Origin of the sequence: Mycolicibacterium pallens, from assembly GCF_019456675.1 — a bacterium.
Taxonomy (GTDB): Bacteria; Actinomycetota; Actinomycetes; order Mycobacteriales; family Mycobacteriaceae; genus Mycobacterium; species Mycobacterium crocinum.
In genome coordinates this window covers 4588320-4608694 of record NZ_CP080333.1, presented here as the reverse complement: position 1 = coordinate 4608694, position 20375 = coordinate 4588320, and the positions used below count along the sequence as shown (strand labels likewise).

General features: G+C 67.3%; 17 protein-coding genes. 10 read left to right on the top strand and 7 right to left on the bottom strand.

From position 1 onward, the window contains the following. Positions 1 to 4 precede the first annotated feature (4 nt). Entirely contained in the window at positions 5 to 829 is an 825-nt protein-coding gene (locus K0O64_RS22390) for a uracil-DNA glycosylase (RefSeq protein WP_096312087.1), read from the top strand. Positions 830 to 904: 75 nt separating this feature from the next. Continuing rightward, positions 905 to 1936, top strand: a complete 1032-nt coding sequence (locus K0O64_RS22385; RefSeq protein WP_096312086.1) for an LLM class flavin-dependent oxidoreductase — start codon at positions 905 to 907, stop codon at positions 1934 to 1936. 17 nt (positions 1937 to 1953) lie between these two features. On the opposite strand, the gene K0O64_RS22380 is transcribed toward K0O64_RS22385, so the two are convergent. Beyond that, on the bottom strand, positions 1954 to 2391 hold the full coding sequence (locus K0O64_RS22380) for a nitroreductase family deazaflavin-dependent oxidoreductase (RefSeq protein WP_071949605.1): 438 nt from the start codon (positions 2389 to 2391) through the stop codon (positions 1954 to 1956). A 7-nt stretch (positions 2392 to 2398) separates the two neighbouring features. Further along, positions 2399 to 2830, bottom strand: coding sequence for an HIT family protein (locus tag K0O64_RS22375; protein ID WP_071949606.1), 432 nt, complete (start codon positions 2828 to 2830; stop codon positions 2399 to 2401). A 36-nt stretch (positions 2831 to 2866) separates the two neighbouring features. Here K0O64_RS22375 and K0O64_RS22370 point away from each other — a divergent pair, with 36 nt between their 5' ends. Beyond that, a complete protein-coding gene (locus K0O64_RS22370) occupies positions 2867 to 4258 on the top strand; it encodes an amidase (RefSeq protein ID WP_096312085.1) in 1392 nt (463 codons plus the stop codon). Here K0O64_RS22370 and K0O64_RS22365 read toward each other — a convergent pair. Next, positions 4255 to 7413 carry an AAA family ATPase gene (locus tag K0O64_RS22365; protein ID WP_225933514.1) on the bottom strand — a complete coding sequence of 1053 codons (3159 nt, stop codon included), beginning with the start codon at positions 7411 to 7413 and terminating at the stop codon, positions 4255 to 4257. The two genes, K0O64_RS22370 and K0O64_RS22365, sit on opposite strands and share 4 nt — an antisense overlap. 38 nt (positions 7414 to 7451) lie before the next feature. Beyond that, entirely contained in the window at positions 7452 to 7955 is a 504-nt protein-coding gene (locus K0O64_RS22360; protein ID WP_071949608.1) for a DNA-deoxyinosine glycosylase, read from the bottom strand. 26 nt (positions 7956 to 7981) lie between these two features. Between K0O64_RS22360 and K0O64_RS22355 the strand changes: the two genes are divergently transcribed. From K0O64_RS22355 to K0O64_RS22345, 3 genes are all read left to right on the top strand, one after another. Beyond that, complete coding sequence (locus tag K0O64_RS22355; RefSeq protein ID WP_071950374.1) at positions 7982 to 9100, top strand: adenylate/guanylate cyclase domain-containing protein; 1119 nt, start codon at positions 7982 to 7984, stop codon at positions 9098 to 9100. An 81-nt stretch (positions 9101 to 9181) separates the two neighbouring features. Continuing rightward, positions 9182 to 9739, top strand: a complete 558-nt coding sequence (gene abmR / locus K0O64_RS22350) for an ATP-binding transcription factor AbmR (protein WP_071949609.1) — start codon at positions 9182 to 9184, stop codon at positions 9737 to 9739. 118 nt (positions 9740 to 9857) lie between these two features. Further along, positions 9858 to 11069 (top strand): PE-PPE domain-containing protein, encoded by a 1212-nt coding sequence (locus tag K0O64_RS22345; RefSeq protein ID WP_125477485.1) that lies wholly within the window; start codon positions 9858 to 9860, stop codon positions 11067 to 11069. Here the strand turns inward: K0O64_RS22345 and K0O64_RS22340 are convergent. Beyond that, entirely contained in the window at positions 11066 to 12976 is a 1911-nt protein-coding gene (locus K0O64_RS22340; protein ID WP_096312083.1) for an ABC transporter ATP-binding protein, read from the bottom strand. The two genes, K0O64_RS22345 and K0O64_RS22340, sit on opposite strands and share 4 nt — an antisense overlap. Then, complete coding sequence (locus K0O64_RS22335; RefSeq protein WP_096312082.1) at positions 12973 to 14718, bottom strand: ABC transporter ATP-binding protein; 1746 nt, start codon at positions 14716 to 14718, stop codon at positions 12973 to 12975. Before K0O64_RS22335 ends, K0O64_RS22340 begins: the two co-directional genes overlap by 4 nt. Positions 14719 to 14866: 148 nt before the next feature. On the opposite strand from K0O64_RS22335, the gene K0O64_RS22330 reads away from it, so the two are divergent. Further along, positions 14867 to 15433 carry a DUF3558 domain-containing protein gene (locus K0O64_RS22330; RefSeq protein WP_425574792.1) on the top strand — a complete coding sequence of 189 codons (567 nt, stop codon included), beginning with the start codon at positions 14867 to 14869 and terminating at the stop codon, positions 15431 to 15433. A gap of 50 nt (positions 15434 to 15483) precedes the next feature. Further along, positions 15484 to 15978: a DUF3558 domain-containing protein gene (locus K0O64_RS22325; protein WP_425574795.1), complete on the top strand. Its 495-nt coding sequence runs from the start codon at positions 15484 to 15486 to the stop codon at positions 15976 to 15978. Here the strand turns inward: K0O64_RS22325 and K0O64_RS22320 are convergent. After that, the gene (locus K0O64_RS22320) at positions 15975 to 16481 is read right to left on the bottom strand and encodes a SixA phosphatase family protein (protein ID WP_425574791.1); all 507 of its coding nucleotides are present in this window, start codon (positions 16479 to 16481) and stop codon (positions 15975 to 15977) included. The genes K0O64_RS22325 and K0O64_RS22320 overlap by 4 nt on opposite strands. Positions 16482 to 16597: 116 nt before the next feature. Between K0O64_RS22320 and K0O64_RS22315 the strand changes: the two genes are divergently transcribed. Continuing rightward, the gene (locus tag K0O64_RS22315; protein ID WP_096312080.1) at positions 16598 to 17749 is read left to right on the top strand and encodes a metallophosphoesterase family protein; all 1152 of its coding nucleotides are present in this window, start codon (positions 16598 to 16600) and stop codon (positions 17747 to 17749) included. Next, entirely contained in the window at positions 17746 to 20367 is a 2622-nt protein-coding gene (locus K0O64_RS22310) for an AAA family ATPase (protein ID WP_096312079.1), read from the top strand. Before K0O64_RS22315 ends, K0O64_RS22310 begins: the two co-directional genes overlap by 4 nt. The last annotated feature ends 8 nt before the right edge of the window (positions 20368 to 20375 follow it).

The window sequence follows — 20375 nt, the reverse complement described above, 5'->3', positions numbered from 1 at the left end:
ACCGGTGACCCTCCTTCCGCATCCGCGTACCGGGGTGTTGTTCGATTCGCCCGTCCCGCCGGGCACCGGCTGGCCCGGCGACCCCGCGGTGCCGGAAACCCCGGTGGCCGACGACGCCGCCCAGGTGGCCGCTCTGGCCGCGACGGCGGGCGATATCGCCACCGTGGACGCCCTGGTCAGCGTGTGCCGGGCGTGCCCGCGGCTGGTCGATTGGCGGGAAGAGGTGGCGGTCACCAAACGTCGCTCGTTCGCTGCGGAGCCGTATTGGGGCAGGCCGATCACCGGGTGGGGCGCGGCGCGGCCGAAGATCCTGGTGCTGGGCTTGGCCCCGGCCGCTCAAGGCGGCAATCGGACAGGACGGGTCTTCACCGGTGACCGCTCGGGCGACCAACTGTTCGCCGCGCTGCACCGTGCCGGGCTGGTGAACCAGCCGACCAGCGTCGACGCAGCAGACGGCCTGTCCACCAAGCACATTCGGGTGATCGCTGCCGTGCGGTGCGCGCCGCCGGCCAACAAGCCCGCGCCCGACGAGCGGTCGACGTGTGAGCCGTGGCTGACCGCCGAGTGGCGGCTGATCGCCCCGTCGGTTCGGGTGATCGTCACCCTGGGCGGGTTCGGCTGGCAGGCGGCGCTACGGCTGCTGGCTGATGATCTGCCTGCGCTGGCCAAACCGAAGTTCGGCCACGGGGTCGTCGTCGACCTCCCGTCGGGCAAACAACTGCTGGGCTGCTACCACCCGAGCCAGCAGAACATGTTCACCGGGCGGCTCACCCCGGCCATGCTCGACGACATCTTCACCGACGCCGCCGCACGCGCCGGACTGCGCTGACCCAATTCCCGGGTCGCTTCGCTCCTGCCCTCCGGTGAGGGGAAGCATGCGCACACTCGTATCGTTGAGGTGACTATGCGGCTTTCTGTCCTCGACCTCGTCCCGGTACGCACCGACCAGAGCACCTCCGATGCGCTGGCGGCGACCGTGCGGCTGGCCCAGACCGCCGACCGCCTGGGATTCACCCGCTACTGGGTGGCCGAACACCACAACATGCCTGCCGTGGCGGCGACCAGCCCGCCGGTGGTGCTCGCCTACCTGGCCGCCCAGACCACCCAGCTGCGGCTCGGTTCGGGTGGCGTGATGTTGCCCAACCACGCGCCGCTGGCCGTCGCGGAGCAGTTCGCGTTACTGGAGGCCGCCGCGCCGGGGCGCATCGATCTGGGGATCGGACGGGCGCCGGGCTCGGATCCGGTGACGTCGTACATGTTGCGTGGCACCCGCGACGATTCGGATATCGAGAACTTCCCGCAATACCTGGACGACGTCGCGGCGCTGATGAGTGCGCACGGGGTGCGGATTCCGATCCGCAACCAGGACTACATCCTCAAGGCCACACCGGCGGCGGTGAAGGAGCCGCGGCTGTGGTTGCTGGGCTCGTCGATGTATTCCGCGCATCTGGCGGCCGCCAAGGGTCTGCCGTACGTGTTCGCCCACCACTTCGCCGGGCAGGGCACCGTCGAGGCGTTGGCGACGTACCGGGCGGAGTTCCGGCCGAGTGCGGTGGCCGCGGAGCCCGTCACGTTCATGACGGTGAACGCGGTGGTCGCGCCGACGCGGTCCGAGGCCGAGGCGCTGCTGCTGCCGAACCTGCAGATGATGGCCCGGCTGCGCACCGGCCAGCCGCTCGGCCCGCTGGATCTGGTCGAGGACGCGGCGGCGATCACCATGCACCCGCAAGCCGAAGCCGTGATCGCGGCCGGGCGTGCCAAGGCCGTCATGGGCGCACCGGCGGAGGCCGCCGATCAGATTCGTGCGGTGGCCGAGGAATTCGACGTCGACGAGGTGATGGTCAACCCGGTCGCGTCGGCGCATCGCGGCACCGACCCGGCGACCGCACCGGGCCGCGAGGCGACGCTGGAGCTGCTGGCCAAAGAGCTGTTCTAGCGCAACAGCTTTCGCGCTCAGGGAGTCAGGCGTACGACCGGAATCGGCCGCGTGGTGCCCTTCTGGTAAGAGCTGTAGCGGCCGCCGTTCTTCGCGTCGCAGATCTGCCATAGCCGCGCGTAGTCCGGGTCGTCCGGCAGCAGGATGTGTGCGGTGACCGCCAAACGCTTTCTGCCGAGGTTGATTTCGACCTTCGGCCGCGCGCGCAGATTGTGGTACCAGGCCGGGTTGCGGTCCGCCCCGCCATTGGATGCGACGACGAGGTAGTCGTCACCGTCGCGGTAGTAGGCGAGCAGAATCGACCGTGGCTGACCGGTTTTCGCTCCCACCGTGTGCAGCATCAACGACGGGGGTGCCCCGGGTATCCGGTGCCCAATCCAGCCGTGGGTGCGCCGGTACAACGTGTCGTGCCCCTTGACGAAAAGCATCAGAGCCCGGTTGCTCAACGAGGTCATGGCACTCTCATCCGGTTGTGTCGAGCTGGGACAGGGCTTCGCGCAATATCCGTCCGGTGCCTTCGCGGTCCGGATCGCGGCGCAGCAGCATGCCTTTGGCGAACGACAACTTGTCGCCATCGCGCCGCGGAATCACGTGCAGATGAATGTGGAACACCGTCTGCATGGCCGACTTACCGTCGTTGATGGCGATGTTGTTTCCGGTCGCCCCGAGCTGCGACGCGCGCGTCGCCTGTGCGATCCGCTGCCCGACGGCGAGCATCCCGGCGAGAGTGTCGGCCGGCGTGTCGGTCAGATCGACGCTGTGCCGCTTGGGCACCACCAGCGTGTGGCCCCGGGTGAACGGCCTGATGTCGAGAATGCCGAGAAAATCGTCGTCTTCGTAAACGCGGATGGCTGGCGCCGTACCGGCGACGATCTCGCAGAACACGCATGCCATCTCGCCACCGTAGCGGTCGGGGTTAGGCTGCGGGAGATGGACTCCACCGACATTGCCTTCGCCGGTGCTGCCGAGCAGGCCCGCATGCTCGTCAACGGCACCATCACCGCACCCGCCCTGTTGGAGTTGTACCTGGACCGGATCGCCCGCGTCGATCGGGAACTGCGCGCCTACCGCGTGGTGCTCGCCGAGACTGCGCGGCGGGAGGCCGCAGCCGCACAAGAGTTGCTCGACGCCGGCGAACGGCGGCCACTGCTCGGGGTTCCGATCGCCATCAAGGACGACGTCGACGTCGCCGACGAATTCACCTGCTACGGCAGCAGCGCCTACGGACTGGCGCCGACGGCGGACGCCGAGGTGGTGCGACGGCTGCGTGAGGCCGGCGCGGTGATCCTGGGCAAGACCGCCGTTCCCGAGTTGATGCTGTGGTCGTTTACCGAGACCGTGGCGTTCGGCGCCACGCACAACCCCTGGGACCTGGAACGCACTCCCGGCGGGAGTAGCGGCGGCAGCGGGGCTGCGGTGGCCGCTGGTCTGGCCCCGATGGCATTGGGGTCCGATGGGGCGGGGTCCATCCGCATTCCGTCCACCTGGTGCGGGTTGTTCGGGCTCAAGCCGCAGCGGGACCGGGTGCCGATCGCACCGCACGACGACGCGTGGTGCGGTCTGTCGGTCAACGGTCCGATGACGCGCACGGTCGAGGACGCCGCACTGTTCCTCGATGCGACGACGCAGCTGCCCGGCCCGTCAGGCGGGTTCGTCGCCGCCGCGAGCCGCGAGCCGGGCCGGCTGCGAATTGCCTTGAGCTCCAAGCTTCCCCCGCTGATGATGGGGCGGGTCGGCCTGTCCCAGCAGAAAGCGCTCGACGATGCCGAAACGTTGTTGCGTGACCTCGGGCACGAGGTGATCTGGCGCAACCCCGACTATCCGGCGTGGGCAGCCTACGGCCATGTGCTGCCCCGGATGTGGCGCGGCGCGTACGACGACGCCGCCGCGCTACCGCATCGGGAGCGGTTGGAGCCCAGGACCAAGGGCATCACCCGGCTGGGTCGGATGATCTCGGATGCGCAGATCGCCCGGATCCGGGCCGCGGAGCCGGCTTTGGCGGCGCGGGTGCAGTCGATTTTCGATCACGTCGACGTGTTGATCACGCCCGGCACGGCGACGGGTCCGTCGAAAATCGGGCAGTACCAGCACCGTGGCGGGCTGACGACGCTGGCCATGGTGTCGCGGCGGGTGCCGTTCCAGGCCGTTTTCAACGCGACGGGCCAGCCTGCCGCGGTCGTGCCGTGGGGTCTGGACAACGAAGGGGTGCCGATGTCGTTGCAGCTCGTGGGCCGGCCCTCCGACGAGGCCACGCTGCTGTCGCTGAGCCACCAGATCGAGATCGCTCGCCCGTGGGCGAACCGGCGGCCGCCGGTGTCCTAGGGCATGGCGTCGGCAAGCGCCATATGACCTTGAAAATCAAGCGCGTTCGCCCTTGCCCGATACCGGTCGCGGAAGTCGCGATAGCCGGCGCCGTCACCGTCTGACTGGGCGATTAGAGCGCGCATCCGCAGCAGTGGTAGGTCGAACAATACGAAGCCAGGATCGGTTGGCACCGCGGCAAGCCGATCGATCGCCGAACGTGCTTGGCGCACATCGTCTTCGGCGCCGCGCTGCAGCAGCGCTTCGACCAGTGTCAACGTCGCGGGGCCGCGCAGGATCATGTCACCACTATCGAAGGTGTCGTCAACCACTGTCCGCGACATCCGAATCGCGGCGTCGAGGTTGCCAAATCTCGCGCGGTACGCCGCCAGCGCGATACCCGGCGGGATCGCCCCGAAAAGGTTCTGTACCTGCACGCCCAGTTCGAGAACCTCGTCCAGCACCTGCGCGCCGATCGCCGGGTCGATGTCATCGCGGGCCATTGATGCTGCGCCGTAGGCGAACCCGGCCATGCCGAGCGTGAAGTCGTCGCCCGACTGTTCGGCAGTGCTGAACGCCTCGTGCACCGCACCGAAGTATTCGTCGTCGGCGACGAACACGCCATTGAGAAACAGCATTCCGGACGGATAGGAAACGACGATTACCCGGGTGACCGGATCGGATCCGCTCGCCAGGGTAACCGCTTCGTTGAGGTCTTCGCGCCATCCGGGGCGGCCGAGGACGCACCGAGCGACTCCGCGGAGCATCGTCGCTTGGGCGAGCGGGGACCCGATCAGCAGTTCACCCATTGTCGTATCGCCGGCGGCCTCGTCGATCACGCGCTGTGCGGTCCTCATCGCCGCGACCGCCTCACCGGCGTGCAGCCTGGTGGAGATCACGCCGTGCAACAGTCCGACCGTCAGGAGGGGATCACCGATCGACTCGACGAGCTCTTCCTGTTCGGTGGCGATCACGGCGGCCTCACGAATTCGATTGAGCAGATTCATCGATACCGGCAGGCCGGCCATCGCGATTGCGAGCGACCTCTTGTCACCGGCTTGTTCGCAGAGACCGCGAAGCTCATCGAATCCGGTGTCATCGACTCGGCCGCCACCGCGATAGGCGCTGGCGCACAACAGTGTCCGGGGTGCAATCCGCAGGGACAGCAGATCGCGCTCGCCGGGTGGAAGTCTGTCGGCCACCTGTTTGGCACGTTCCCAACTGGTGCGGGCCGCGGCGATACCGCGGTTGGTCAGCCACTGGCCGGCCCGCATGTGCCAGTCGAATGCGGTGCGCAGGTCGCCCGCCGCCTCGAAGTGCTCGGCGATCGCGGCGGCCTTGTCGTCGCCGCAGCTTTGCGACTGGATGATCCCGGCGAGCCGCCGGTGCAACTCGGTGCGGTTGGACTTGAGCTGCGACTCGTACGCAACAGTGCGAATCAGGGGGTGCCGGAACGCGTAATCGTGTTGCGAGGTGAACTGCACGCGGGTCACGAGTTCGGCATCGATCAACTCATCGAGAGATGGTGTGACGCCCAAGCTCTCGAGAAGATCCGGACTGAAGCGGGAACCGATCACCGACGCCGCCGACAGCGTGCGTTTGGCGGCAGGCCCGAGACGGTCGATGCGCGCGGCGATGGCGGCCTGCAGAGTCGCCGGGACGCGGATATCGGCGAGGTTGACGCCGCAGGTGTACTTGGCCCGAACTCCAGTCAGCACACCGCGTTCGACGAGATCACGGACGATCTCCTCGGCGAAGAACGGATTGCCCGCAGCGCGATCGGCGATGTGCTCGACGAGACCCTGAACTGAGGCGTCCCGCCCCAGCAGTTCGCCGATCAGTGTTGCGGTCTGTGTATTGCTCAATGGCCGAAGGGTGATCGTCTGAGCGCCCTGCGCATTGGCCAGCGCGCCCCGGTACTCCGGCCGGTACGTCACCAGCACGACCGTCGGTGTCTGCGGGGCCACGTCGAGAAGGCTGGTCAATATCACCTCACTCGGCCCGTCGATCCAGTGCGCATCCTCGACCACGAACACCGTCGGCCGGTGCCGGGTCATCAGCGCGATATCCAGGAGCCCGGTCAAGCGGCGCCGTCGGGCGTCGGCCTCGATCGCCGGCGGCTCGACGCCGGGGTCGGCGATCCCGAGAAGGTCGTCGATGAGCAACAGGTCATCGGCCTCGGCGACAACCCGATCACGCACCTTCGCCCTGGCCGTCGCCTTGTCCAACCCGGCGATGTCCAAGCTGGCAGTCAGCAGGGCGGCGGCCGCGTGGAAGGGCAGGTCGCTGGTGTGCGATTCGCAGTAGGCGGTGAACACGTCAACATCGCGCGCATCCGCCTGCGCGGTGATCTCCCGAACAATGCGGCTCTTGCCGATTCCGGCCGGACCCACCAGGCCCACGACGCAGCCGGCTCCGCCGATGGCTTCATCGAGCATGCCCGCGATACTGGCCAACTCCCACGTGCGGCCGACCAACGTGGTCTCGGTGGTCCGCCGGCGCCGCAGGCCGACCGACGTCCCCAACAGGCGTCGCGCCGGTTTGGGTTCTCGGGCACCCTTGACGTGAACCAGTTCCGTCTCACCCAGTTCGACGGTGCCCTCGACGAGGCGGGCCGTGGAGTCACTGAGCATCACCCCGCCGGGCGGTGCCACCGACTCCATTCGTTGAGCCAGCCCGACCTGTTCGCCGATCGCGGTCCAACTCGTCGGGCTCGACGTGATGTCGCCGGTGATGACCTGACCGGAGTTCAAGCCGACGCGCAGCATGAAGTGCTGACCGTCGAGTTTCTGGATGACCGCGGCCAGCTCGCCGGCTTCCTTCTGCAGATCCAGCGCCGCCAGGCACGCACGGAACGCGTGGTCTTCGAGGGCGACTGGCGCCCCGAAAATCGCCATGATGCCGTCACCGGTGAATTTGTCGACGGTGCCGCCGTAGCGGGTCATCACCACGGTGGCGCGGGTGACCAGAGCGGTCATGATCTCCCGCAACCGCTCCGCGCCGAGCGCGGCGGCGAGATCCATCGACCGCACTACGTCGGCGATCAGCACGGTGACCTGCTTGTACTCCGCCGGTATGTCGCTGTAGGCCAGCGACGCGCCGCAAGAGTCACAGAATCGTGCGCCCTCGCGCGGCTGCGCACCACATGTTCGGCACGCCGTGATGTCGACCGCCACTCGACGAGGATAGGCAGACCCGCAGCCTCGTCGGAGCCTTATCGAGCCTCTGCCAGCGCCGCACTCCAGGCCGCCAGTTTGTCGGCGAAACGCATGGTTTGCGCGGGGCTGGTCGACGGCAGACGACGAAACACGACCGGCAGGTCGAGGTGGACGAGTCGGGTGAAGTTGCGTTCGGCGGCCGCACCGTTGAAGTACACCCGCTCGATACGTCGCTGGGCGGCGAAGAACGTGCCGAAGTCGTTGGCCACCATACTGTCAGGCTCGACCGCCGAGTCCAGGCTGCCGACGCGGCGGCAGTGCTTCAGCACGTCCCAGACGGCGATACCGTGGCGCTTCAGCACTTCGGTCCGCTGCTCGTAGGGGGCGTCCGGCTCACCACCGAACAGGTCGGCGATGATGCGCCAGAACGCATTTCGCGGGTTCCCGTAGTAGTGCCCACTGGCCAGCGACAGCACACTGGGCATGTTGCCGAGGATCAGCAGCCGGGCGTCGGACGAGCCGATCGGCGGCAACCCCTCGAGGAGCGGGGACCGTGACATCAGGATCGACGGTATACGTTGTGTCGGTGACCGAAGCTGTCGACCCGGAGGCCGCCGGGCTGCTCGACGGGCTCACGGGCGATGCCCGAAGCCAACGGGCTGAGTTGATTCCGTGGTTGGTGGAGCAGGGCATCACCGTCGAGGAGATCCGGGGAGCCGTCGCGCCGATGCTGCTGCCCGGTCGCCGGATCTTCGGTGATGACGGGACCCGGCTGTCAGCCCGGCAGATCAGTGAGCAGACCGGTCTGGATCTCGACCAGCTCAGGCGATTCCAGCGTGCCAGCGGACTGTCGACGGTCGACGATCCCGACGCGGCGGTGTTCCTCAAACCCGATGCCGAGTCGGCCGTGCACATCAAGCGCTTTCTCGACTTGGGATTCGATCCGGATCGGCTGTTGACCGTGGTTCGCGTTCTCGCAGAAGGACTTTCGCACGCAGCGGAGGCGATGCGCTACACCGCGGTGGCCGCGACGATGCAGCACCCGGGCACCACTGAACTCGAGATGGCCAAGAGTGCTCAGGTGTTGGTCAGCGCCGCCGAACCGTTGATCGGACCGATGGTCCAGGACATGCTGATGCTGCAGTTGCGCCACGCCATGGAGACCGAGGCCATCAATGCCAACGAACGTGCCGTCGGCGCATCGCTTCCCGGCGCCCGACAGGTCGCAATCGCCTTCGCCGACCTCGTGGGCTTCACCCGGCTGGGCGAAATGGTGCCGCCCGAGGAACTCGAGCAACTCGCCAACCGCCTCGCCGACGCGGCCCGCAATGTGGCGGTACCGCCAGTGCGGTTCGTCAAGACGATCGGGGACGCGGTGATGATGGTGTCGACGGATACGGCGGCATTGCTCGATGCGATGTTGAGCCTCGTCGAGGCGACCGAGGCGGATGAGGCGCTGCCGCAGTTGCGTGTGGGCCTGTCCTACGGACCGGCGGTGAGCCGCGCGGGGGATTGGTTCGGCAGCCCGGTGAACCTGGCCAGCCGCGTCACCTCGGTGTCCCGGCCCGGATCGGTCCTGGTGTCCGAAGCCGCCCGGGACGAGATCGGGGAGGACCCGTCGTTCAGCTGGTCGTTCGCCAGGGCACGTCGTCTCAAGGGCATTCAAGATGAGGTCAAACTGTTCCGGGCGCGCCGGGCCGAGTAACACCAACAGCCTCTGAGCTGCGACTGTTCGCTGGGAGCGAAGCTGTCGCGCAAACGGTGTAACGGTGTAATCATGTAATTCATGAAGCACCAACACACACATCGGCGGCCTGGCCGCCCCGGCGGTTGGCAGCAGGCCGACCAGCCCGATGCCACCGACGCCGGCGAGTGGTTCGCCGGACGTCTTCCCGACGGATGGTTCGCCGCAGACCCGACGGTGATCGTCGACCGTGAAGAGATCACCGTCATCGGGCGGCTGCCCGAGGCTGCCGACAAACCCGACAGTGAAGCGCGCGCCGCGGGCCGAGCCTCGCGGTTCCGCGAAGATACCCGATCCGAGCGCATCCGGATCGCCGAAGAGGCCCAGGACAAGTACGGCCGCAAGGTGTCCTGGGGTGTCGAAGTAGGGAATGAGCGAATCCTGTTCACCCACATCGCCGTTCCGGTGATGACCCGTCTGAAGCAACCCGAACGCCAGGTACTCGACACCTTGGTCGATGCCGGCGTCGCCCGGTCGCGCTCGGATGCACTGGCCTGGAGCGTGCGACTGGTAGGTGAGCATGCCGAGGAATGGCTGGCGAAGCTGCGGTCGGCCATGGCTCAGGTGGACGACCTGCGTGCGGAAGGCCCCGGGCTGTAACACGCGGATCCGTTGATCCGTAGTGGCAGCGACCAAGTGCAGTAGTCCACTACTGACCGCGTAGGTCCCGACCCCCGAGATAGTTCCCTGTGGGAGATGCTTCGGGGGAGGGGCTCACGTGTCCAGGTTCTGTATTGGTGTCCGCACAACGACTTCGGCGGTCGTCGCCGGTCTCGCAGCGGCCGCGCTCGCATTGATCACCGCTCTCGCGGCGCCTGCGGTGCACGCGGCGACGGCGATCATCCTCGGCACGACGTTCACACCCGACTCGGGCGCCCCGAGATACGTCCACGGCGCGATGGAGAACTTCGTCAAGCCGACGACGTTGTGCGGGAAGGAATCTTGCGACGTCGAGCCTCTCGTGACACCGGAGCAGTTCTGGCCATTGTCGGGTTGGCAGGACATGACCATCGGTCAGTCGATTGAGCAGGGCGTCACCATCGTCGACGCCGCTCTACTCCAGAAGTTGAGCGCCGGGTCGGACCCCGTTGTCGTCTTCGGTGACTCGCAGAGTTCGACGATCCTCACGCTGGAAAAGCGAAATCTCGCCGATCTGTCCGACGAGGAGAAGAGCCGACTCACCTTCGTCCTGGTGGCGAACCCGGACCGGCCCAATGGCGGACTCCTGCAACGGATCGCACCGTTCTCGATTCCCTTTGTGAATCTCAACGGTTACGGTGCCACGCCGACGGACACCGGCATCAAAACGATCGACATCGTCTGCCAATATGACGGGATCGCGGACTTTCCCCGCTATCCGATGAACCCGTTCGCGATGCTGAACCTCATTGCGGGTGCGGCCATACACAGCAGCTACATCACCGGCCCGATCGAATACACGAGTGCTGAATTGAACGACGCCAGTTCCAACCCAACCAATCAGCAGACCTACGGCGACACCGAATACATCATGATTCCCGCCAAGCAGCTGCCCTTGGTGGTACCGCTTCGGACGTTCGGGGACAAGACCGGATTGAGCGCGGTGACAAAGCCGATCGCCGACCTCGTCGAGCCGACACTGCGCGTTCTCGTCGAACTCGGCTACGACCGCACTACTCCCTACGGTGAGCCCGCGAAATTCGGCCTGTTCCCGAAGATCAACCCGTCTGACTTAGCTTTCGACCTGTCGTCGGCGGCGCAGAGCGGGGTACGGGCCGCGCTCACCGATTTGGGTTTTAGCACGCCGCCTCCGGCGCCGGCCGCCAAGAAGCCCGCTGCAGTCAAAGCGCCCGGGGCCACGCCCGCCAAGTCGGCGGCCGATCGACCGCAGGTCCGGTCCGGTTCGGCCCGGCACACGGTCGCAGGTCCCAAGCGGTCACCGCGACACTAGGCCTGCGTCATCGCGTAGTAGGCGCCGCGGCGTGCGAGAAGCTCGGTGTGACTTCCCGTTTCGACGATCCGGCCGGCCTCCATGACCAGGATGCGGTCGGCGTCACGGATCGTCGAGAGTCGGTGGGCGATGATGAAACTCGTGCGCTCCCGGCGCAATTTGGTCATCGCGTGCTGGATCAGCAATTCGGTCCGGGTGTCCACTGAACTGGTGGCCTCATCCAAAATCAACAACTGCGGACGGGCCAGGAAGGCCCGGGCGATGGTGATCAGTTGCTTCTCGCCGGCACTGATATTGCCGCCGTCGTCGCTGACCCGGGTGTCGTATCCATTGGGCAGCGAGTGGACGAACCGGTCCACGTAGGCGGCCCGCGCCGCCTCGTGCACTTCGTCCTCGGTCGCGCCGGGCTTACCGTAGGCGATGTTCTCGGCGATCGTGCCGCCGAAGAGCCAGGTGTCCTGCAGCACCATGCCGATCCGTGAGCGCAGCGATTCGCGGCTCACATCTCGGATGTCCGCGCCGTCGAGCAGGATTCGTCCGGCGTCGACGTCATAGAACCGCATCAGAAGATTGACCAGCGTGGTCTTGCCGGCCCCGGTCGGACCCACGATCGCCACCGTGCTGCCCGGTTCGGCGATCAGCGACAAATCCTCGATCACCGGGGTGCCGGGGTGATAACTGAACGACACGTTCTCGAATTCGACACGCCCGCTGCCGTTGCCGGGCAGGGCGATTGGCGAGTCCGAAGATTCCTCGGGCTCGTCGAGGAAGTCGAACACCCGCTCAGCGCTGGCCACCCCGGATTGCAGCGTGTTGTACATGCCGGCAACCTGGGTCAGCGGCTGGTTGAACTGGCGGACGTACTGGATGAACGCCTGGATGCTGCCCAGGGTGATCTGCCCGGTGGCCACCTGATAGCCACCGACCACGGCGACCGCGACGTAGCTCAGGTTCCCGATGAAAGTCGTGGCCGGCGAGACCAGGCCGGAGAAGAACTGCGCGCCGAAGCTGGCGTGATAGACGTCGGCGTTGAAGTCACGAAACTTTTCCTGGGCGGCGGCCCGGTGCCCGAAGGTCTTGACCACGGTGAAGCCGCTGTAGGTCTCCTCGATGTGGGCATTCAGCCGGCCGGTGTTGGTCCACTGGGCGATGAACATCTTCTGCGAGCGACGCGCGATCACGCGGGTCACCCACAGCGACAACGGAACCGTGACCACGGTGATCAGCGCCAGTAGGGGGGAAATGCTGAGCATCACCGCGAGCACCGCGAGCACCGTCAGCACCGACGTCAACAGCTGGCTGATCGTCACCGACACCGAAGTCTGAATGTTGTCGACATCGTTGGTCACCCGGCTCAACAATTCGCCGCGCTGCCGGGAATCGAAGTAGGACAACGGCAAGCGATGGATCTTGGCCTCGACATCGGCACGCAATGCCGTGATCGTGCGTTGCACGATCACGTTGAGTAGCCGTGCCTGCGCCCAGACCAGCAGGGCGGCAACGACATACAGCACCAGTGCCAGTAACAGCGTGTGGCCTACCGCGGGGAAGTCGACCCCTCGGCCCGGCACCACGTTGGTACCGGACAGCAGGTCGGCGAACGTGGTGTCACCGCGCGCACGGGCGGCGGCCACGGCCTGCTCCTTGGTGATGCCGGCCGGGAGTTGGCGGCCGATCACACCGTTGAACAACAGGTCGGTGGCGTGGCCGAGGATGCGCGGACCGATGACCCCCAGCGCGATGCCGCCGATGGACAATCCGATGACGGCCGCGGTGGGCCATCGGTGCGGGGTCAGCCGCCGCAGCAGCCGCAGTGCGGAACCCTTGAAGTCCCGGGAGCGGGCCTGTCGCGGGTCTTGGGTCAGCGCGCGCATTCCGCCACCCCGGAACGCCGCGGGCCCGGTCATCGTCCACCCCCGACCCGCAAGCCCATCGACTGGGAGTCGGCGAACTGCGCATAGGTCTCGCAGTCGGCCAGCAGCGCGTCGTGGGTACCGGTCCCGACCACCCGCCCCCCGTCCATCATCACGATGGTGTCGGCCTGCATGACGGTTGAAATGCGCTGCGAGACGATGATGACCGTGGCATCGGCTGATGCCTCGCGCAGCGCGGAGCGAACCCGGGCGTCGGTGTGCACGTCGAGGGCGGAGAACGCATCGTCGAACAGATAGATCGCGGGGCGCCGGATCACCGCACGCGCGATCGCCAGCCGTTGACGTTGGCCGCCGGAGAAATTGATGCCGCCCTGCGCAACCCGCATGTTCAAGCCCTCGGGATGGGCCAGGACGAAGTCGTCGGCGGCGGCGACCCGCAGTGCCCACCACATCTCGTCCTCAGTGGCCTCCGCGTTGCCGTACCGCAGATTGTCGGCGATGGTGCCGGAGAACAGGTATCCACGCTGAGGAACCAGACCCAGTGTGGCCCAGAGGCTCTCGGGGTCGTAGTCGCGTACGTCGATGCCGTCCACCCGGATCGCACCGTCGGTCACGTCGTAGAGCCGGCAGATCAGCGATATCAGGGTCGACTTGCCGGATCCGGTACTGCCGACGATCGCCGTCGTGGACCCGGGCCGCGCAGTCAGCGAAACATCCTCTAGCACAGGGCGCTCCGCACCCGGATAGCAGAACGTCGCCTTGTCCAGCTCGACCGCACCGCGGATTCCGCCGTCGGGCAGCCGGGGCGATGCCGGGGCGCCGATCGCGGGTTCGGTGTTCAGCACCTCGGTGATCCGTTCCGCGCAGACCGAGGCCCGGGGCAGCATCACCAGGATCAGCGTGGCCATCAACACGGCCATCAGGATCTGCATGAAGTAGGACAGGAACGCGATCAGCGAGCCGACCTGCATGTGCCCGGAGTCGATGCGCAGGCCGCCGAACCAGATCAGGGCGACGCTGGAGATGTTGATGGTCAACGTCGTCACCGGCAGCATCAGGGCCTGCCACCGGCCGGCGGCCAGTGCGGTATCGGACACCGCCGCGTTGGCGACCGCGAACCGGTCCCGCTCGAAAGGTTCGCGGGCGAAGGCCCGGATCACCCGGATACCGGAGAGCTGTTCGCGCATCACCCGGTTGATGCCGTCGATGAGCCGTTGCATGCTCCGGAAGATCGGCAACATCCGGGACACGATCCAGAAATTCGACAGCGCCAGGACCGGAACGCTGACCAGCAGCAGCCAGGACAGTCCGGCGTCCTGGTGGATCGCCATGATGATGCCGCCGACGCACATGATGGGCGCGGTCACCAGGATCGTGGTGGTCATCTGGATGAGCACCTGGATCTGCTGGACGTCGTTGGTGGTCCGGGTCAGCAGCGACGGCGCCCCGAACCGCGCGGTCTCCCGCTCCGAGAACGTGGTGACGTGGTGGAACATCGCCGACCGCAGGTCGCGACCGAAGCCCATGCCGGTGCGGGAACCGAAGTAGACCGCGCCGACCGCGCACACCACCTGGAGCCCGGTGACGGCCAGCATCACCAGACCGAGTTCAGCGATCAACCCCGTGTCGCCCTTGGCTACGCCGTCGTCGATGATCGCCGCGTTCACTGTCGGGAGATACAGGGAGGCCAGCGTGCTGACGGTCTGCAGCGCCATCACCGCTGCGACCAGCCTCCGGTACGGCCGGACATAGTGTCTCAGCAGCGCCAAAAGCATCTCGCTACTGTTGCATACCGCCACAACCACGTTGTTGCACCGTGCCGGATGCAACAACTGTGAATCGGGACAAAGCGGCTGGTCAAGCGGCCTGTCGGTGGTTGAGTGAGGGGCCTGCCGCTACAGTGCATGCTGTGACTCGCAGCAGGTGCGCATGACGGCGACGCGCAAACTCGCGCTGGCTGCCGGGGCGGTAGCCCTCGCGGCCTCTATCGGCGCATGCTCGAACAACGGCAGCAGCGGCCCCAGCCAGCCACAAGGCTCGCAGCCGCCCGCGACCCAGTCAGCCAACGCCAAGCACGGGCCGATGTTCCCGGAGTGCGGCGGTATCACCGACCAGACGATGGCCGAGCAGACCCGGGTGACCGGCCTGGTGAACACGGCGAAGAACTCGGTCGGCTGTCAGTGGCTGGCCGGCGGCGGCATCCTGGGGCCGCACTTCTCGTTCACCTGGTATCGCGGCAGCCCGATCGGGCGTGAACGCAAGACCGAGGAGCTGTCGCGCACCAGCGTCGAGGACATCAACATCGAGGGCCACAGCGGGTTCATCGCCGTCGGCACCGATCCGACTCTGGGGGACAACCTGTGCGAGGTCGGCATCCAGTTCAACGACGACTTCATCGAATGGTCCGTCAGCTTCGCGGAGAAGCCCTTCCCGCCGGCGTGCGACGTGGCCAAGGAACTGACCCGGCAATCGATCGTGAATTCCAAATGAGCGCCCGCTGCGTCGGGACCGCGGTGGCGGCCGTGCTCGGTGCGCTCGTCATGGTCAGCGGGTGCGCCAAGACGGTCGACGGAACCGCGGCGAAGTCGGGTTCGGGCAACGTGCCGCGCAACGACAACTCCGCGCAGCAGTACCCGAACCTGCTCAAGGAGTGCGACGTCCTCACCACCGACATCCTGGCCAAGACGGTGGGTGCCGATCCGCTCGATATCCAGAGCACGTTCGTCGGCGCCGTCTGCCGGTGGCAGGCCGCCAACCCCGCCGGCCTGGTGGACATCACCCGGTTCTGGTATGAGCAGGGCAGCCTGGACAACGAGCGGTCGGTCGGCCAGTTCCTCAAGTATCAGATCGAGAACCGGTCGATCGCCGGTGTGCCGTCGATCGTGATGCGGACCAGCGACCCCAACGGTGGCTGCGGCGTGGCCAGCGATGCCGCCGGTGTCGTCGGGTGGTGGGTCAACCCGCAGGCCCCGGGCATCGATGCGTGTGGTCAGGCCATCAAGTTGATGGAGCTGACGCTCGCCACGAATTCCTAGCGCGGCACGTGGAATAGCGCCAGCTCGGCGCCGCCGAGTTCGAGCGCTGCCCAACTGCCGGGCACGTTCAACACCGCGATCGCCGAAGTCGGGTATTTGATCGAGATTTGGTCGGCCGCCTCGGGATCGGAGCGGTCCGGATCGGCCAGACCAAGGGACAGCTGACTCATCGTCGGCTCGTGGCCGACGACCATCACCGTCGCGACATCGTCGGGCACCTGGTTGATCTCGGCGAGCATCGTCCCCGGGGTGGCGCCGTAGAGCCGCTCGGAGTAGTTCACCGGCGCGTCGATCGCGGTGTAATCCAGAGTTTGGCGGGTGCGCGTCGCCGAGGAACACAGCACCAACTCAATCGATGGCACGTTGACCCGCAACCACTCGCCTGCCAGTCCGGCTTCGCGAATCCCGCGGGAGGCCAGCGGCCGGTCGTGGTCGGCCACGCCGTCGGGGTAGTCGGATTTGGCGTGGCGCATGAGTATCAGGGTGCGTTGTCCTGCAGTCACGCCGGTAAGGCTAAACGGTTTCGGTACATGCCGGACGAGGTCCGCGGACTTGTCGGCGGCGCGCCCTACACTCGCCGCAACGCCCATCGAGCAGACACTGAAGGAGGGAGCCGCGCATGCGTTTTCTGCACACCGCCGACTGGCAACTCGGCATGACGCGGCACTTCCTGGAAGGTGAAGCCCAGCCGCGGTACTCAGCGGCCCGACGCGACGCGGTGGCCGGTCTCGGGGCCTTGGCGAAGCAGACCGGGGCGGAGTTCGTTGTCGTGGCCGGCGATGTGTTCGAGCACAACCAGCTCGCACCGAAGGTCATCAGCCAGTCGCTGGAAACCATGCGCGCCATCGGTGTTCCGGTGTATCTACTGCCCGGCAACCACGATCCCCTCGACGCCTCGTCGGTCTATACCAGTGCGCTGTTCCGGGCCGAATGCCCGGACAACGTGATCGTGTTGGACCGCGACGGCGTGTGGGAGGTGCGGCCCGGCGTGGAACTGGTGGTCGCGCCGTGGCGGACCAAGGCGCCGACCACCGACCTGGTGGCCGCGGTGCTGGCGGGCCTGCCCACCGACGGCACGACGCGGGTTCTGGTCGCCCACGGCGGGGTCGACGTCCTCGATCCCGACCCGGGTAAGCCGTCGCTCATCCGGATGGCGGGGCTGTCCGAGGCCGTCGAGCGCGGCGCGGTCCACTATGTCGCCCTGGGCGACAAGCACTCTCGCACCTGCGTCGGCGACAGCCGCCGGGTCTGGTATTCGGGCTCACCGGAAGTGACAAATTTCGACGACGTCGAAGCCGACCCCGGTCACGTCCTGCTGGTCGACATCGACGAGGCCGACCCGGCGCACCCGGTCACCGTCGAGTCCCACCATGTCGGGCGGTGGCGGTTCGTCACGCTGCACCGGCAGGTCGACGACACCCGCGACATCGCCGATCTGGACCTCAACCTCGACCTGCTGGCCGACAAGGAACGCACGGTCGTGCGGCTGGGGTTGACCGGCTCGCTGACCGTCACCGACCGCGCCGCCCTGGACGCCTGCCTGGACAAGTACGCCCGGCTGTTCGCCTGGCTGGGCACCTGGGAGCGGCACACCAGCATCGCGGTGATGCCGGCCGACGGCGAGTTCGACGACCTGGGGATCGGCGGGTTCGCCGCGGCGGCCGTCGACGAACTGGTCAACACCGCGCGCTCCGGTGACGACGAAGCCGCGCAGGACGCCCAGGGCGCGCTCGGACTGTTGCTGCGGCTGGCCGGCGGGAGCGCGGCGTGAAGCTCCACCGGTTGGTCCTCACCAACTATCGCGGAATCACTCACCGCGACATCCAGTTTCCCGATCACGGCGTGGTCGTGGTGTGCGGCGCCAACGAGATCGGCAAGACGTCGATGATCGAGGCGCTCGACCTGCTGCTGGAGTCCAAGGATCGCTCGACGAAAAAGGACGTCAAGCAGGTCAAGCCAACGCATGCCGATGTTGGTTCCGAGGTTCTTGCCGAGATCAGCACGGGCCCATACCGTTTCGTCTACCGCAAGCGCTTCCACAAAAAGTGCGAAACCGAGTTGACCATCACCGCGCCACGCCGCGAACAGCTCACCGGTGACGAAGCGCACGAGCGAGTGCTGGCCATGCTCGGCGAAACCGTCGACACCGGCCTGTGGCACGCGCAACGGGTCCTGCAGGCCGGCTCGACCGCCGCAGTCGATCTGTCCGAATGTGATGCTCTCTCACGGGCTTTGGATCTCGCGGCCGGTGACGACGCCGCACTGTCAGGCACCGAGCCGCTGCTGATCGAACGCATCGATGCCGAATACGGCAAGTACTTCACCGCCACGGGCCGCCCGACGGGCGAGTGGGCGGCGGCGATCGCACAGCTGCGCGCGGCGGACGAGGAGGTGGCCCGGTGCGCAGCCGCGGTCGCCGAGGTCGACGAACGAGTGCGCAGGCACGCCGACCTCACCCAGCAGCAGGCCGCGCTTGCCGATCGCAGCCCGAGCATCGCCGAGCGCCTGACCGCAGCCCAGGCGGCGGCGGGCGCACTCGCCGAGCTCGCCGACCAGGTGCGGCAAGCCGAACTGCTCGCGACCGCGGCACAGGGCACCTGCGCCGCGTCGAGCGCCGCGCAGACCGAACGCATCCGGCTGCGCGAAGATGTAGCGGCGCGCACCGCCGCCGTTGCCGAGGTGCAGTCGCAACTGGCGGCCGCCATCGAAGCCGAACACACCGCGCGCGAAGTCGTCGAAATGGCTTGTGCCGCATCGGCAGAATCAACCGCCACCCTCGCCGCCGCCCAGGAGACAGTCGACGAGGCTCGCCGGGTGGTGGACGCGCTGGCCGCCGATGAGCAGGCGCAGCGCCTCGCCGCCCGCCTGGACCGCATCGAAGCGATCGAAGCGCAGCTGGCGGCGCTGACTGCCGAGCTGTCCCGCATCACGCTGACCGCCGAGGTGATGGCCGATATCGAGTCGGCCGCAGCCCTGGTCGAGCGTATCCAGGTACAGCTCACGGCGACCGCCACCACGGTGAAGTTCACCGCGGGCGCCGATCTCGAGCTGACCGTGGGGGGACAGACCATCCGGCTGGCCGCGGGGCAAACCTGGGCGCCGCCGACGTCTTCACCGACCAGCGTCGAGCTCCCCGGAGTGCTCAGCGTGCGGATCGATCCGGGCGCCACCACATCCGGGGTCCAGGCGAAACTCGAAGCAGCGCAGCAGGTTCTGGCCGAGGCGCTGCGACAGGGCGGTGTGACCGACATCGAGGGCGCGCGAAACCTCGAGCGGCACCGCTGGGAACTCGCCGGCAACCGCGATCGACTGGCGGCGACCCTGACCGGGCTGTGCGAGGACGAAGGGGTCACCGAAATCCGCGCCCGGCTGGCAGCCCTGCGTGAGGCGATCTCGCCGGCGCTGCTCGCCGCGGGCATCGACGGCGGCGCGGCCCGTGCGGCGTTCGTGAGCGCCATCGAAGCCCGCGAGACAGCGCGTGCCGAAGCCGATTTGCACCAGCGTGCGATGGCGGGCGCCAATGTTCGGCTGACCGAGAAGAGCACGGCGGCAACGGTTCTGCGGGCCAAATTGAGCGACGCGAGTGCTGAACTCGACGCCGCGACTGCACGGCTCACGGCACAGCGGGCAACCTGCGGCGACGAGCAGCTCGCCGCCCAGGCCGCCGCGGACGCCGAGGCGCAGCGGCAGGCCGCCTCCGCGGCAGCCGAGCTGGCCAAGCAGTACGCGGCCGCCGACCCTGCCGCGGTGCAGGCGAAGTTGGCCGAGGCCAGCGCCGCCGCCACCGAGCTGGAGCGTGAGCACGCACAGGTCAGTCAGGCACTCAACGACATCACCGTCGAACTGGGCGTGATCGGAAACGAGGGGCGGCAGGGCAGCCTCGACACAGCCCAGATCGCCCGCGAGCATGCCTTTGCCGAGCATTCGCGGGTGTCTCGCCGGGCGCGGGCCGCGCAGTTGCTGCGATCGGTGATGGCGCGGCATCGGGACAACACCCGGCAGCGCTACGTCGCACCGTTCCGCACCGAGATCGAGCGGCTGGGGCGTCCGGTCTTCGGGCCGACGTTCGAGGTCGAGATCGACAGTGATCTGCGAATCTGCAACCGCACGTTGGACGGTCGCACCGTTCCCTACGAGTCACTGTCCGGCGGAGCCAAGGAACAACTGGGCATCCTGGCCCGGCTGGCCGGTGCTGCGCTGGTCGCCAAGGAAGACTCCGTACCAGTGGTCATCGACGACGCGCTGGGCTTCACCGACCCCGACCGGCTGACCAAGATGGGCGCGGTCTTCGACACCGTCGGCGACTACGGGCAGGTGATCGTGCTGACCTGCACACCGACCCGCTACCTGGGCGTGCAGGATGCCCACGTCATCGAGCTGAGCGCATGAAACACCCG